11 protein-coding genes and 1 tRNA gene are annotated in these 13,871 nt (G+C 72.3%); 8 read left to right on the top strand and 4 right to left on the bottom strand.

The window, feature by feature from the left end:
* Nucleotides 1-65 precede the first annotated feature (65 nt).
* Nucleotides 66-137, top strand: a tRNA-Val gene (locus tag ESG85_RS02995).
* Nucleotides 138-196: 59 nt separating this feature from the next.
* Here the strand turns inward: ESG85_RS02995 and ESG85_RS02990 are convergent.
* Nucleotides 197-925 carry a 3'-5' exonuclease gene (locus tag ESG85_RS02990; RefSeq protein ID WP_128976438.1) on the bottom strand — a complete coding sequence of 243 codons (729 nt, stop codon included), beginning with the start codon at nt 923-925 and terminating at the stop codon, nt 197-199.
* Nucleotides 926-1,045: 120 nt separating this feature from the next.
* Between ESG85_RS02990 and ESG85_RS02985 the strand changes: the two genes are divergently transcribed.
* From ESG85_RS02985 to thrS, 3 genes are all read left to right on the top strand, one after another.
* Nucleotides 1,046-1,624 carry a DUF4365 domain-containing protein gene (locus ESG85_RS02985; RefSeq protein ID WP_128976437.1) on the top strand — a complete coding sequence of 193 codons (579 nt, stop codon included), beginning with the start codon at nt 1,046-1,048 and terminating at the stop codon, nt 1,622-1,624.
* Complete coding sequence (locus ESG85_RS02975; RefSeq protein ID WP_246094781.1) at nt 1,624-3,000, top strand: hypothetical protein; 1,377 nt, start codon at nt 1,624-1,626, stop codon at nt 2,998-3,000. The genes ESG85_RS02985 and ESG85_RS02975 overlap by 1 nt, the downstream gene beginning before the upstream one ends.
* A gap of 113 nt (nt 3,001-3,113) precedes the next feature.
* Nucleotides 3,114-5,090, top strand: a complete 1,977-nt coding sequence (gene thrS, locus ESG85_RS02970) for a threonine--tRNA ligase (protein ID WP_128976436.1) — start codon at nt 3,114-3,116, stop codon at nt 5,088-5,090.
* 83 nt (nt 5,091-5,173) lie between these two features.
* Here thrS and ESG85_RS02965 read toward each other — a convergent pair whose 3' ends face one another.
* A complete protein-coding gene (locus ESG85_RS02965; protein WP_128976435.1) occupies nt 5,174-5,857 on the bottom strand; it encodes a potassium channel family protein in 684 nt (227 codons plus the stop codon).
* Nucleotides 5,858-5,922: 65 nt separating this feature from the next.
* Between ESG85_RS02965 and ESG85_RS02960 the strand changes: the two genes are divergently transcribed.
* Nucleotides 5,923-6,486, top strand: a complete 564-nt coding sequence (locus tag ESG85_RS02960; protein WP_128976434.1) for an HIT family protein — start codon at nt 5,923-5,925, stop codon at nt 6,484-6,486.
* A gap of 84 nt (nt 6,487-6,570) precedes the next feature.
* Here the strand turns inward: ESG85_RS02960 and ESG85_RS02955 are convergent, their stop codons facing one another.
* Nucleotides 6,571-8,229 (bottom strand): hypothetical protein, encoded by a 1,659-nt coding sequence (locus ESG85_RS02955; RefSeq protein WP_128976433.1) that lies wholly within the window; start codon nt 8,227-8,229, stop codon nt 6,571-6,573.
* A 322-nt stretch (nt 8,230-8,551) separates the two neighbouring features.
* Nucleotides 8,552-10,756, bottom strand: a complete 2,205-nt coding sequence (locus ESG85_RS02950) for an elongation factor G-like protein EF-G2 (protein ID WP_128976432.1) — start codon at nt 10,754-10,756, stop codon at nt 8,552-8,554.
* Nucleotides 10,757-10,997: 241 nt separating this feature from the next.
* Between ESG85_RS02950 and pgsA the strand changes: the two genes are divergently transcribed.
* From pgsA to ESG85_RS02935, 3 genes are read left to right on the top strand one after another with little or no spacing between them, the layout of a single operon-like run.
* On the top strand, nt 10,998-11,657 hold the full coding sequence (gene pgsA / locus ESG85_RS02945; protein WP_128976431.1) for a phosphatidylinositol phosphate synthase: 660 nt from the start codon (nt 10,998-11,000) through the stop codon (nt 11,655-11,657).
* Nucleotides 11,654-12,604: a phosphatidylinositol mannoside acyltransferase gene (locus ESG85_RS02940; RefSeq protein ID WP_128976430.1), complete on the top strand. Its 951-nt coding sequence runs from the start codon at nt 11,654-11,656 to the stop codon at nt 12,602-12,604. Before pgsA ends, ESG85_RS02940 begins: the two co-directional genes overlap by 4 nt.
* Nucleotides 12,601-13,758 (top strand): glycosyltransferase family 4 protein, encoded by a 1,158-nt coding sequence (locus ESG85_RS02935; protein WP_128976429.1) that lies wholly within the window; start codon nt 12,601-12,603, stop codon nt 13,756-13,758. Before ESG85_RS02940 ends, ESG85_RS02935 begins: the two co-directional genes overlap by 4 nt.
* The last annotated feature ends 113 nt before the right edge of the window (nt 13,759-13,871 follow it).

Genomic DNA, 13,871 nt, shown 5'->3' with positions numbered 1-13,871 from the left:
CCCGGCCGGGCCGCCGCCGGTTTGGACGAAGCCCCGCCGGGCCTGTATGGTTCAACGCGTTGCCCGGGCGATTAGCTCAGCGGGAGAGCACTTCGTTCACACCGAAGGGGTCACTGGTTCGATCCCAGTATCGCCCACCGGGAGAGGCCGGTTCGTCGGAAGACGGACCGGCCTCAGCCGTTTCCGGAGACGGATCTCACGCCGCCGTCCGCAGCTCCGGGCGCAGCGGCCAGGCCGGGTCCACCGCCTCGGGTGTGCCCTGCCGGGCGAACCAGGCCTGCAGGCCGCGCGCCTGCGCCGCGTGCCACACCGCCTGCAGGGTGTGCAGCTCGGCCGGCGTCAGCCGTTCCAGCCGCGCGGTGAACCGCCGCCCCACCGCCCGTACGACCTCCATCGCCGCCTGCGCGTCCGCCGCCGCGTCGTGCGCGCCGTCCAGGACCACCCCGTACTGCTCGCACAGGTCCGTCAGCGTCCGCCGGCCCTTGCGGTAGCGGTCCAGGTGCTTGTCCAGGACCCGCGGGTCGAGGACGCACAGCGGGACGTGCTCCGTGTAGCGGGCCAGCGAGGACGCGCGATGGCGGCGCAGCTCGCGGTCCAGGATCGTCAGGTCGAACGGCGCGTTCATGACCACCAACGGACGCCCCGCCGCGCTCTGTTCCGCTATCGCGCGGGCCAGCTCCTCCATCACGGGCGCCGGCCACCGTCCGTTCCGCTGCAGGTGATCGTCCGTCAGGCCGTGCACGGCGGTGGCCGCGGGCGGCACCGGTATGCCCGGGTTCACCAGCCAGCGCGTCACCCGCGGCCGCATCCCCACCGCGTCCTGGACGACGAGGGCGGCGGACACGATCCGGTCCTCCTCGACGTCAACTCCCGTGGTCTCCGTGTCGAATGCCGCCAGGGGCCCTTCGTACCAGTGCGTCGTCATCCACGAACTCCTCGCACGTGCGCGGCAGATGGCCATCCCCCTGCCCGAATCGTTGATACCCGGGCTGTTTGCGCCGTACGCGGACCGGTCACAACACAGGTGACGGGGAAGGGAACTGACATGGCGCTCGCCCAGCCCGAGTCGGACGGGCTGCCGTCCCAGCGGGCCGCAGCCCCGCTGCGGGGCTCGCTCGCCACCACCGCCTGCATGGAGACCCTTCAGGTGGGATACCTCCACGCGGTCGCGGCGGCGGCGGGCTGCTCGCTGTCGCAGCCGTTTCCGGACAACGGCATCGACTGGCACGTGAGTCACAGCGCACCCGGTCACACCGTCGACGACGAGGTGACCATCAAGGTGCAGCTGAAGTGCACCTACCAGCTGCCGCCGCGCACGTCCGGGGACGCGGCCGGGTCCTTCGCCTTCACGCTCGACAACGAGCACCTCGTGAAGCTCGCGCGCACCCCGGTGGCGGTCCACAAGATCCTGGTCGTGATGCTCGTGCCGCGTGACCGGGAGGACTGGCTGCGGGCCGGACACGACCGGCTCGACCTGCGGCACTGCTGCTACTGGATCAACCTGGCCGGGCACCCGGTCACGGGACGGCGCAGGACCACCGTGCGCATCCCGACGGCACGGATCTTCGACGACCGGGCGCTCTGCGACATCATGGCCCGGGTCGGCGTGGGAGGGAGACCCTGATGCACCGGCCGATCGACGAACCAGGGGAGGCGCCGGGACACGGCCCCGACCGGGGCCACCCCTCCGCCCACTCCGGCCCGACCGACCCTTCCGGCCCGCCGGCCCACCCCGGCTCCGCCTCCTTCCGGCCCCAGCCGCATCCCGCCCCCGGCGAACTGCCCGGACCCTGGACCGGTGTGCCTGCCGCACCCGTCGGGCCCTGGTCGGACGCCGCGGAGCCGCCCGACCCGGGCGGCGTCGACCCACGGGTCCTCGGCGCGCTGCTCGCCCGGCACGGCTGGCGCCGCCACGGCGGCGCCGCGGGCCGCTACAGCCGCTGGTCGCCACCCGGACCCGCGGCCGGCAGCCGCGGCACCAGCCTCCTGGTGCCGGAGAGCCGTGCCTTCCCCGACTGCGAGGACCTCATCGGCGAGGCGCTGACCGCCCTCGCGCGCAGTGCCGACCCCACCGCCCGTGAGGTCCTCACCGGCCTCGCCGTCCCCAGCGACGAGATCCGCTGGTGGCGCGAGGTGCCCCCGGGCCCGGCCGGGCCCGTGCCCTGGAGCACGCAGGAACAGCTGCGGACCGCCGCGCGCGGCGTCCTCCTCGCCGGCGCCCTCGCCGTACGCGGCCGCGCCGGCTACCACGGCGCCCGGCACCGGCGACAGGCACAGGCCTCCCTGCGGTCCGTCGTCGTCGGCGCGGCGCCCGGCGGCCGCGGCCTGACCGCCTTCCTGCCCGTCGTCCCCGGCCGCGCCGTGTCGGTGCGGCTCTACCACGCGCTGTACGCGGCCCGGGAGGCCGTCGACTACCGGCGCGCGACCGGCGCCATGGACGCCTTCGACACCGCCGTCGAGGCCGGCGTCAGCCGCGAGCTCACCGACGCGCTGGTCGGCCTGGTGCGCGGCACCGAAGGCGCGAGCATCGCCCTCGCCTGGTCACCGGCCGCCGGCACCCCGGCCGGCTGCGCCGCCCGCCCCGAGCCCGTCGAGTTCTCGCCCGGCGACCTGCCGGCCCTGCGCGAGGCCGGCGCCCGCTATCTGCGCGACGAGCCCGCCGTACCGGTACGGATCACCGGCGCCGTGGTCCGCATGCGCCGCTCCGGCCCGCGCGGCGAGGGCACCGTACGGCTGCGCGTCCTCGCCGGGGCCGAGATCGGCCACGTCCGGGTCACCCTCGACGAGGAGGCCTACCGCACCGCCGGCCACGCCCACCTCGCCGGCCTGCCCGTCCGGGTCACCGGCCGGCTGGAGAGCCGCGGCGGCTTCCGCCGCCTCACCGAGGCGACCGACCTCGTACCGGTGCAGGTCGACGACGCCGAACGGGACCGGCTGATGAAGTCGCTCCGTGATCCGGACCTCTTCGGGGAGGCCTGCGGGCCGGACACGACGACCTGAGGGCCGGTCGGGGCGCCCCGGGTAGGATCGGGGCTGCGCGGCACCTCGTCTCTGCCGGGCACCGTTGGCGCCGGCACCTCGTGTCTGCCCGCGCCCCTATGTATGGAGCACCCGTGTCTGAAGTCCGTGTGACCGTCCGGTCCGCCTCAGGTTCAGAGGAGAGGACGGTGAGCGCGGGCACCACGGCCGGCGCCCTGTTCGCCGACGACCGCACCGTCATCGCCGCCCGCGTCGCGGGCGAGCTGAAGGACCTGTCGTACGAGCCCGCCGAGGGCGACGTCGTCGAGGGCGTGGAGATCTCCTCCGAGGACGGTCTGAACATCCTGCGCCACTCCACCGCGCACGTCATGGCCCAGGCCGTGCAGGAGCTCTTCCCCGAGGCCAAGCTGGGCATCGGTCCGCCGGTCCGGGACGGCTTCTACTACGACTTCGACGTCGAGAAGCCGTTCACGCCCGAGGATCTCAAGGCCATCGAGAAGAAGATGCAGGAGATCCAGAAGCGCGGCCAGCGCTTCTCCCGCCGCGTGGTGACCGACGAGGCCGCCCGCGAGGAGCTCGCCGACGAGCCGTACAAGCTGGAGCTCATCGGCATCAAGGGCGCCGCGTCGACCGACGACGGCGCGAACGTCGAGGTGGGCGGCGGCGAGCTGACCATCTACGACAACCTGGACGCCAAGACCGGCGAGCTGTGCTGGAAGGACCTCTGCCGCGGCCCGCACCTGCCCACCACCCGGAACATCCCGGCGTTCAAGCTGATGCGCAACGCGGCCGCCTACTGGCGCGGCAGCGAGAAGAACCCGATGCTCCAGCGCATCTACGGCACCGCCTGGCCGTCGAAGGAGGAGCTGAAGGCCCACCTCGACTTCCTCGCCGAGGCCGAGAAGCGCGACCACCGCAAGCTCGGCAACGAGCTCGACCTCTTCTCCATCCCGGACGAGATCGGCTCCGGCCTCGCCGTCTTCCACCCCAAGGGCGGCATCATCCGCCGGGTCATGGAGGACTACTCGCGCCGCCGGCACGAGGAGGAGGGCTACGAGTTCGTCTACTCGCCGCACGCGACCAAGGGCAAGCTGTTCGAGAAGTCCGGTCACCTCGACTGGTACGCCGAGGGCATGTACCCGCCCATGCAGCTCGACGAGGGCGTGGACTACTACCTCAAGCCCATGAACTGCCCGATGCACAACCTGATCTTCGACGCCCGCGGGCGCTCCTACCGTGAGCTGCCGCTGCGCCTGTTCGAGTTCGGCACCGTGTACCGGTACGAGAAGTCGGGCGTCGTGCACGGTCTGACCCGCGCCCGCGGCTTCACGCAGGACGACGCGCACATCTACTGCACCCGCGAGCAGATGGCCGACGAGCTCGACAAGACGCTCACCTTCGTCCTCAACCTGCTGCGCGACTACGGTCTGACCGACTTCTACCTGGAGCTGTCCACCAAGGACCCGGAGAAGTACGTCGGCTCCGACGAGGTGTGGGAGGAGGCCACCGCGGTCCTCCAGGCGGTCGCCGAGAAGCAGGGCCTCCCGCTGACCCCCGACCCGGGCGGCGCCGCGTTCTACGGCCCGAAGATCTCCGTGCAGGCGCGCGACGCCATCGGCCGCACCTGGCAGATGTCGACCGTGCAGCTGGACTTCAATCTGCCGGAGCGCTTCGACCTGGAGTACACGGCGGCGGACGGCTCGCGCCAGCGCCCGGTCATGATCCACCGTGCGCTGTTCGGCAGCATCGAGCGCTTCTTCGCGGTGCTCCTGGAGCACTACGCCGGCGCCATGCCGCCGTGGCTCGCCCCGGTGCAGGCGGTCGGCATCCCGATCGGCGACGCGCACATCGACTACCTGCGGGAGTTCGCCGCCGAGGCGAGGAAGAAGGGCCTGCGGGTGGAGGTCGACGCCTCCTCCGACCGGATGCAGAAGAAGATCCGCACGCACCAGAAGCAGAAGGTGCCGTTCATGATCATCGTCGGTGACGAGGACATGAACGCCGGCACGGTCTCCTTCCGCTACCGCGACGGTTCGCAGGAGAACGGCATCCCGCGTGACCAGGCGCTGGCCAAGCTCGCCGAGGTGGTCGAGACGCGCGTCCAGGTGTGACGCGCTCCCCGCCTGAGCGGGGACGGCCCCTGAACGCGGAACGCGCGGAAGCAGAAGGTTCCGTACGCCCTGCCCACGCGGGGCTAGGCCCCCGGGAAGTCCCCCGGGGGCCTCTTCTCGTCGTCCCGGGTGAACGCCTGGATCAGCCAGGACGAGAAGGAGCCCGTCACCGCGCCGAGCAGGGCCAGGCCGCAGCCCATCATGCCCACCGCCGTGAGCCGGCCCAGCGGCGTCACCGGGACCACGTCCCCGTAGCCCACCGTCGCCAGCGTCGCGCAGGCCCACCACACCGCGTCCCCGAACGTGCGGATCGAGGAACCCGGGGCGTCGTACTCGACCTCGTAGACGGTCAGCGCCCCCGCGAAGCCGAGCAGGCCCACGGTCATTCCCGCGTACGCCATGACCCGGGCGTGCAGACTGAGCCGGGGCTGGTCGTGGCGGCGCTGCATCCGGTCGTAGACGCTCACGATCCGCAGCGGCCGCAGCAGCGGCAGGGCCACCACCACGGTGTCGAGGAGGTGGTGGCGCACGAAGCGGAGCGGGCCGAGGCCGCTCAGCCGGAGGCGTACGAGGTAGTCCACGAGGAAGACGGTCCAGGAGGCGAGGGTCAGCGCGAGGCACAGGTCGCGCACGCCCGACGGCAGCCGGTGGCCGAGGATCCGCACCGCGTAGGTGGCGAGGAAGACCAGGGCCATCACCATCAGCGGGGTCTCCGTCCAGCGCTCCCAGCGCTCCTGCGCGGGTGTGACCGGCGGCCTGTCTCTCATCCGATCAGCATGGCCCGTGAACGGATCCTCCGCCCCGGCGACACGTTCCGAACGGGCGAAGCAATATGCTGCACAGCATGACGACTGAGCCGGAGCAGCAGATCGGAGTGGGAACGCAGGACGCGTTCCAGCGCCTGTGGACGCCCCACCGGATGGCGTACATCCAGGGCGAGAACAAGCCGACCGGGCCGGGTGCCGACGACGGCTGTCCGTTCTGCACGATCCCGTCGAAGTCGGACGAGGACGGTCTGGTGATCGCGCGCGGCGCGAGCGTCTACGCGGTGCTGAACCTCTACCCGTACAACGGCGGCCACCTCATGGTGGTCCCGTACCGGCACGTCGCCGACTACACCGACCTCGACGCGGCCGAGACGGCCGAGCTCGCCGAGTTCACCAAGCGGGCCATGGTCGCGCTGCGCGCGGCCTCGGGTGCGCACGGCTTCAACATCGGCATGAACCAGGGCACCGTGGCGGGCGCCGGGATCGCCGCGCACCTGCACCAGCACGTCGTTCCGCGCTGGGGCGGCGACACCAACTTCATGCCGGTGGTGGGGCACACCAAGGTGCTGCCGCAGCTGCTCGCCGACACCCGGAAGATGCTGGCCGACGCCTGGCCGGCCGGCATCTGATCGGTTCTCTTCTCACGCGGAGGCCCTCCGGCACATGCCGGAGGGCCTCCGCGTGCTGCGGCGCCGTCGCGCGCCCTGGAGTCGTCACGCGTCGTAGATGTCGGCCTTCTTCGGGCCGGGCTCCTGGACGCCGCCGCCGAGGACGAGCGAGCGGGCGCTGAAGCGCTCGGTGTCCACGTTGTGTTCGTCGAGCACCCTGATCGTCGCGGCGTGCACGGCCCGCAGCACCGGGGTCGCCGCGCGGATCGCGTCGTCCGCCATGAAGCGGTGCCGCCACGGCTGGCCCGCCCAGGCGTGACGCAGGCCGAACGGCTCCGGCAGGACCAGCTTGCCGCCGAGGAAGTCCAGGACCGGCGGAAACCAGGTGAGCGGGGCGCGGACGGCCTGGCGCACGACGTCGTCGGTGTCCGTCAGCGGCAGGCTGATCTCCCGGGTCTCCCAGAACCTGACGGTCTTGGAGACCTCCTTGGTCTTCGCCTTCGGCTTGGTGGTGAACAGACCGTGCACCGGGCCGAGGGCGTGGCCGGTGACCTCCACGCGCAGGGTGTGGTGGAGCGAGGTGACGGTCACCATCATGGTGAGGACCAGCTGGCCGTCCCAGAGCGTGAACTGGACGCCCAGGTAGTGCCGGTTGCCGCTGCCGAACTGCTGGTCGTTGCAAATGCGCTGTATCTCGTGCGGCTTCACCTGGAAGTGCACGATGTTCTCGCCCTCGGGTCGCGCCACCTCGTCGGCGCCCTCGCCGACCGGCGACACGATCCAGTGCTTCACGGTCGGCTTCGGGAAGCCGGTCTTCAGCGCGCCGCGTTCGAGGAGCGTCAGTTCGGTGTGGATCTGGCGGACGACGTCCCAGGCGCGGAAGTCGTGGATCTCCTTGCCGTCGCGGGGCACGAGTTCCTCGGCGAGGGTCCAGCTGCCCCAGCGGGTTCCCATGCCCAGTATTCCCTTGGGGCCGGCGTAGAAGACGACGTTGGACTGCTGCTCGGCGGACAGCTTCTCCAGATTGACCCGGAGTTCCTCGGCGGTCTTCTCCGTCGGGTCCTTGGGCACCGCCTCGGGGACGGCGGCGCCGAGGCCGCCGCCGCTGAGCAGCGCGGTCCAGCGCTCGCGCAGGTCCTGCGCGGTCCGCTCGCAGATCCGGCGGGCCAGGAACCAGCCGGCGACGGGTGCCACGATCATGGCGCGCAGGTAGGTGGGCAGCAGCCCGTCGAAGGGCAGCTTGAGGAGCACCAGGAAGGCGAAGAGACCGGCGGCGACGAGCAGGGCGGTGCCGACGGCGCTGGTGCGCTTGTTCTCGGAGCCCGCGGCGGTGCGGCGCAGCTGGATCACGCCGAGCCAGAGCAGCAGACCGGGCAGGAACAGCACGCCGAAGAAGAAGGTGACCAGCGTCAGCTTCACGTCGCGCTGCTTGCGGATGCCGGTGGCGGCCAGGCAGTGCTCGACGACGGGCTGGGGGTCCGCGCCGAAGGACTGGATGAGGGGCTTGCGGGCGCCCCCGAGCATGCGGACCTGCACGGCACGGGAGAAGGCCTCACCCAGGTCGGGCCGGAAGAGTTTCTTCCATTTCCCTTCCTTGACCGTCGACTTGTGCCACTCGTTGTTGGCCTCGAGGATCGTCTCGACCGGACTGTCGCGGTAGGCGGCGGAGGCGAGTGCATGGGTCGCCGCCGTCTGTGCGTCCCCTCCCTGCAGGGGGATCTGCGCCCCGGGCCCGAAACTGCCGATCGTCACTGCCGCCCCCATCACCACGGTTCCTGTGCGGGCTGTTCCCAACTGCCGCGCCCCGCACACCTTCTGAGCTGGGCACCACAGCGTAACCGGGTGACGACGGATGCGTCACCGGAGCACGGAGGGTCGGCCGAAGCACGCGGGGTCGGCCGGAGCACGAGGGGCCGGCCGCAGCCGTCCGGTTTCGGTCAGGGGTGCATGACGGTGGGGCACGAGGGCCTTTCCGGTCGCCGGTGCAGATGTCGCCATCCACACCGAACCCGGAAGGCCCTCACCCGTTCAAGATCCCTCAGCCGAGACCTGCATCAACCGTCCACAACCTCCCGGGACAGAACGCCTAGGCGGCCCGGTCCGTCTGCCGGCGGACCTTGTCCGCCAGGTGTGCCGGCATCGCCTCGTGCCGGGCGTACGAGCGGTCGAAGCTGCCCGTGCCGTGCGAGACGGACCGCAGGTCGACCGCGTACCGCCCGATCTCGATCTCCGGGACCTCCGCGCGCACCACCGTCCGGCCCGTGCCCGCCTGTTCGGTGCCGACCACGCGGCCGCGCCGCCCCGACAGGTCGCTCATCACCGCGCCCACGTACTCGTCGGGCACCAGCACGGTCACCTCCGCGACCGGCTCCAGGAGGTGGATCGCCGTCTCCGCCGCCGCCTCTCGCAGGGCCAGGGCGCCGGCCGTCTGGAAGGCCGCGTCGGAGGAGTCCACCGAGTGCGCCTTGCCGTCCCGCAGGGTGACCCGGATGTCGACCAGCGGATAGCCGGCGGCCACGCCGCGGGCCGCCTGTGCCCGTACGCCCTTCTCCACGGACGGGATGAACTGGCGGGGCACGGCGCCGCCGACCACCTTGTCGACGAACTCGATGCCGCTGCCGGGCGGCAGCGGTTCCACGTCGATCTCGCAGATCGCGTACTGGCCGTGCCCGCCCGACTGCTTCACGTGGCGGCCGCGCCCGGCCGAGGGGCCGCCGAAGGTCTCGCGCAGCGACACCTTGTGCGGAACGGTGTCGACCTGCACGCCGTACCGTCCGCGCAACCGTTCCAGGGCCACGTCCGCGTGCGCCTCGCCCAGGCACCACAGGACGACCTGATGGGTGTCCTGGTTCTGTTCGAGCCGCATGGTCGGGTCCTCGGCGGCCAGCCGGGCCAGGCCCTGCGAGAGCCGGTCCTCGTCGGCCTTGCTGTGTGCCTCGATCGCGAGCGGCAGCAGCGGCTCCGGCATCGTCCACGGCTCCATCAGGAGCGGCGCGTCCTTCGCGGAGAGCGTGTCGCCGGTCTCGGCGCGCGCCAGTTTGCCGACGCAGGCCAGGTCGCCCGCGACGCAGTGCGCGAGCGTGCGCTGCTGCTTGCCGAACGGCGAGGTCAGCGCACCGACCCTTTCGTCGACGTCGTGGTCCTCGTGGCCCCGGTCCGCGAGGCCGTGCCCGGAGACGTGGACGGTCTCGTCGGGCCGCAGGGTGCCGGAGAAGACCCGTACCAGCGAGATCCGGCCGACGTACGGGTCGGAGGAGGTCTTCACGACCTCGGCGACCAGCGGGCCGTCCGGGTCGCAGGTCACCGCCGGGCGCGGCTGTCCCTCCGGGGTGGTGACGGCGGGCGCCTCGCGTTCCAGCGGGCTGGGGAAGCCGCCGGTGATCAGCTCCAGCAGCTCGACCGTTCCGAGGCCCTGCTTTCCGCCGTCGGCCGCGGGCGCCGCGGCGAGCACGGGATGGAAGGTGCCGCGCGCGACCGCCTTCTCCAGGTCGTCGATCAGCGTCTTGAGGTCGATGTCCTCGCCGCCGAGATAGCGGTCCATGAGGGTCTCGTCCTCGCTCTCGGCGATGATCCCCTCGATCAGCCGCGCCCTGGCCTCCGCGATCAGCGGCCGCTGCGCCTCGTCGGGCGGGTCCTCGCGGCGGGTGCCGGTGGAGTAGTCGAGGATCCGCTCCGTGAGCAGTCCCACCAGACCGGTGGCCGGCGCGTGACCGTCGGCGCCCTCGGCGCCGCGTACGGGCAGGTAGAGCGGGAGCACGGCGTCGGGGTCGTCGCCGCCGAAGAGCGAGCCGAGGAGCTCGGTCAGCCGGGTGAAGTCGGTGCGCGCCGTGTCGAGGTGGGTGACGACGATCGCCCGCGGCATGCCGACGGCTGCGCACTCCTCCCACACGGCACGGGTCGAGCCGACCACCGCGTCGGCCTCCTGGGCCGCCGAGACGACGAAGAGGGCCGCGTCCGCCGCGCGCAGACCGGCCCTCAGCTCTCCGACGAAGTCGGCGTATCCGGGGGTGTCCAGGATGTTGATCTTGTAGTCGCCCCATTCCACCGGGACGAGCGAGAGCTGTACGGAACGCTGCTGGCGGTGCTCGATCTCGTCGTAGTCGCTGACCGTCGCGCCGTCCTCGACCCGTCCTGCCCGGTTGACCGCTCCGGCGGTCTGCGCCAGGGCCTCGACGAGGGTCGTCTTACCCGATCCGCTGTGGCCGACCAGCACCACGTTCCGTACGGCCGAGGGCCGGTCGGCCGATGGAGCCCTGCCGGCGGCTCCGTGGGGGTTCGCCTTGTCGCCCATGATGTCGTCCTCCCGACTGCTGCGTACTGCTCGTGCGGTGAGGTGTCCTTCGAGCTTTGCACCGACGTCACGGTGCGTCCATACGTCTCGTGCGGGGCGCGCGGACGGGCGGTGCCTTCGCGCGGTCCCGGACGCCACAGGCGGGTGCCGCCGCCGTCGCGGGGGCCCGCGTGGCTACGATGGGCGGGCCGGTGGCCGTAGGGGCCGCGCGGCCCACGAACCCCGGGAAGGCCTCAAGGCCATGCTGAACAAGTACGCGCGTGCGTTCTTCACGCGTGTCCTCACACCGTTCGCCGCGTTTCTGCTCCGCCGGGGCGTGAGCCCCGACGCCGTCACGCTCATCGGCACGGCCGGGGTCGTGGCCGGCGCCCTGGTCTTCTTCCCCCGCGGCGAGTTCTTCTGGGGCACGATCGTCATCACGCTGTTCGTCTTCTCGGACCTCGTGGACGGCAACATGGCCCGGCAGGCCGGCGTCTCCAGCCGCTGGGGCGCCTTCCTCGACTCGACCCTCGACCGGGTCGCCGACGGGGCCATCTTCGGCGGCTTCGCGCTCTGGTACGCGGGCGGCGGCGACGACAACGTGCTCTGCGCGGTCTCGATCTTCTGCCTGGCCAGTGGACAGGTGGTCTCGTACACCAAGGCGCGCGGCGAGTCGATCGGCCTGCCTGTCGCCGTGAACGGCCTGGTGGAGCGCGCCGAGCGGCTGGTGATCTCGCTGGTCGCGGCCGGTCTGGCCGGGCTCCACGGGTTCGGCGTCCCCGGCGTCCAGGTGCTGCTGCCCATCGCCCTGTGGCTCGTGGCGATCGGGTCGGCGGTGACCCTCGGGCAGCGGGTCGTGACCGTACGCAGGGAGGCGGCGGAGGCCGACGCCGGCGCACGGGGGAGCGAGGCGACGTCATGAGCGTCAAGGACCGTCTGACCGACGGGCTCTACGGGCTCGGCTGGGCGACCGTGAAGAAGCTGCCCGAGCCGGTGGCGAAGGGCCTCGGCCGGCGGATCGCCGACACGGCCTGGAAGCGGCGCGGCAAGAGCGTGCTGCGCCTGGAGTCCAACCTGGCCCGGGTGGTGCCCGACGCCACGCCCGAGCGGCTCGCCGCGCTCTCGAAGGCCGGCATGCGCTCGTACATGCGCTACTGGATGGAGTCCTTCCGGCTGCCCACGTGGAGCAAGGAGCGGGCCGCCGGCAGCTTCGACCCGAAGGACGTCCACCACCTGACGGACGCCCTCGCCTCCGACCGGGGCGTCATCCTGGCACTGCCGCACATGGGCAACTGGGACCTCGCCGGCGTGTGGGTCACCCGTGCGCTGGGCGTGCCCTTCACGACCGTCGCCGAGCGGCTCAAGCCCGAGTCGCTGTACGACCGGTTCGTCGCCTACCGCGAGTCCCTCGGCATGGAGGTGCTGCCGCACACCGGCGGCGCCGCGTTCGGCACGCTGGCCCGGCGGCTGCGGGCCGGCGGTCTGGTCTGCCTGGTCGCGGACCGGGACCTGTCGGCCTCCGGCGTCGAGGTCTCCTTCTTCGGCGAGACGGCGCGGATGCCCGCGGGGCCCGCGATGCTCGCCCAGCAGACCGGCGCGCTGCTGCTGCCGGTGACGCTCTGGTACGACGACACCGACGTGATGCGGGGCCGGGTCCACGCGCCGGTCGAGGTGCCGGAGTCAGGTACCCGGGCCGAGAAGACGTCCTCCATGACGCAGGCCCTCGCCGACGTCTTCGCCGGGGGCATCGCCGAGCACCCGGAGGACTGGCACATGCTGCAGCGGCTGTGGCTCGCGGACCTGGAGGAGCGCGCGGAGGCGCGCCCGGAGACGGGCCCCGGGGCGCGCGAAGGGGAGCGGCGCTCTTGAGGATCGGCATCGTCTGCCCGTACTCCTGGGACGTGCCGGGCGGCGTCCAGTTCCACATCCGTGACCTCGCGGAGCACCTGATCAGGCTCGGCCACGAGGTCTCCGTCCTCGCGCCCGCCGACGACGAGACGCCGCTGCCGCCGTACGTCGTGTCGGCGGGGCGCGCCGTGCCCGTGCCGTACAACGGTTCCGTGGCCCGGCTGAACTTCGGCTTCCTGTCGGCGGCCCGGGTGCGGCGCTGGCTGCACGAGGGCACCTTCGACGTGGTGCACATCCACGAGCCGACGTCTCCGTCGCTGGGCCTGCTCACCTGCTGGGCGGCGACCGGGCCGCTCGTCGCCACGTTCCACACGTCCAACCCGCGGTCGCGGGCGATGATCGCCGCGTACCCGATCCTCCAGCCGGCGCTGGAGAAGATCAGCGCGCGGATCGCGGTGAGCGAGTACGCGCGGCGGACGCTGGTCGAGCACCTGGGCGGCGACGCGGTCGTCATCCCGAACGGCGTCGACGTCGACTTCTTCGCCCGGGCGGAGCCCAAGAAGGAGTGGTCGGGCGGCACGCTCGGCTTCATCGGACGGATCGACGAGCCGCGCAAGGGCCTGCCGGTCCTCATGCGGGCGCTGCCGAAGATCCTCGCCGAGCGGCCGGACACCCGGCTGCTGGTCGCCGGTCGCGGCGACGAGGAGGAGGCCGTCGCGTCGCTGCCGCGCGAGATGCGCTCCCGGGTCGAGTTCCTCGGCATGGTCAGCGACGAGGACAAGGCCCGGCTGCTGCGCAGCGTGGACGTGTACGTGGCGCCCAACACGGGCGGCGAGAGCTTCGGCATCATCCTGGTCGAGGCGCTGTCGGCGGGCGCGCCGGTCCTCGCCTCGGACCTGGACGCCTTCGCCCAGGTCCTGGACCAGGGCGGGGCGGGCGAGCTGTTCGCCAACGAGGACGCGGACGACCTGGCCGCCCGCGCGATCTCCCTCCTCGGCGACGAGGCCCGCCGTGCCGAGCTGAGCGAACGGGGCTCGGCCCACGTCCGCCGCTTCGACTGGTCGACGGTCGGCGCGGACATCCTGGCCGTCTACGAGACGGTGACGGACGGCGCGGCCTCGGTCGCCACGGACGAACGCGCGAACGGCGGCCTCAGGGCGCGGCTGGGACTGTAGGGCCCGGGGCTTCCCGCCACCGGAAGCCGTGAGGACGAAGGGCCGGCCCCTTGTCCGTGTCGTTGTCCGTGTCCGTGTCCGTGTCCGTGTCCGCGTCCGCGTCCCGGCCCGCG

This window comes from Streptomyces roseicoloratus (assembly GCF_004117935.1).
GTDB classification, from domain to species: Bacteria; Actinomycetota; Actinomycetes; order Streptomycetales; family Streptomycetaceae; genus Streptomyces; species Streptomyces roseicoloratus.
Note: the sequence above shows the minus strand (reverse complement) of the source record. Positions and strands in the feature narration are given on the sequence as shown.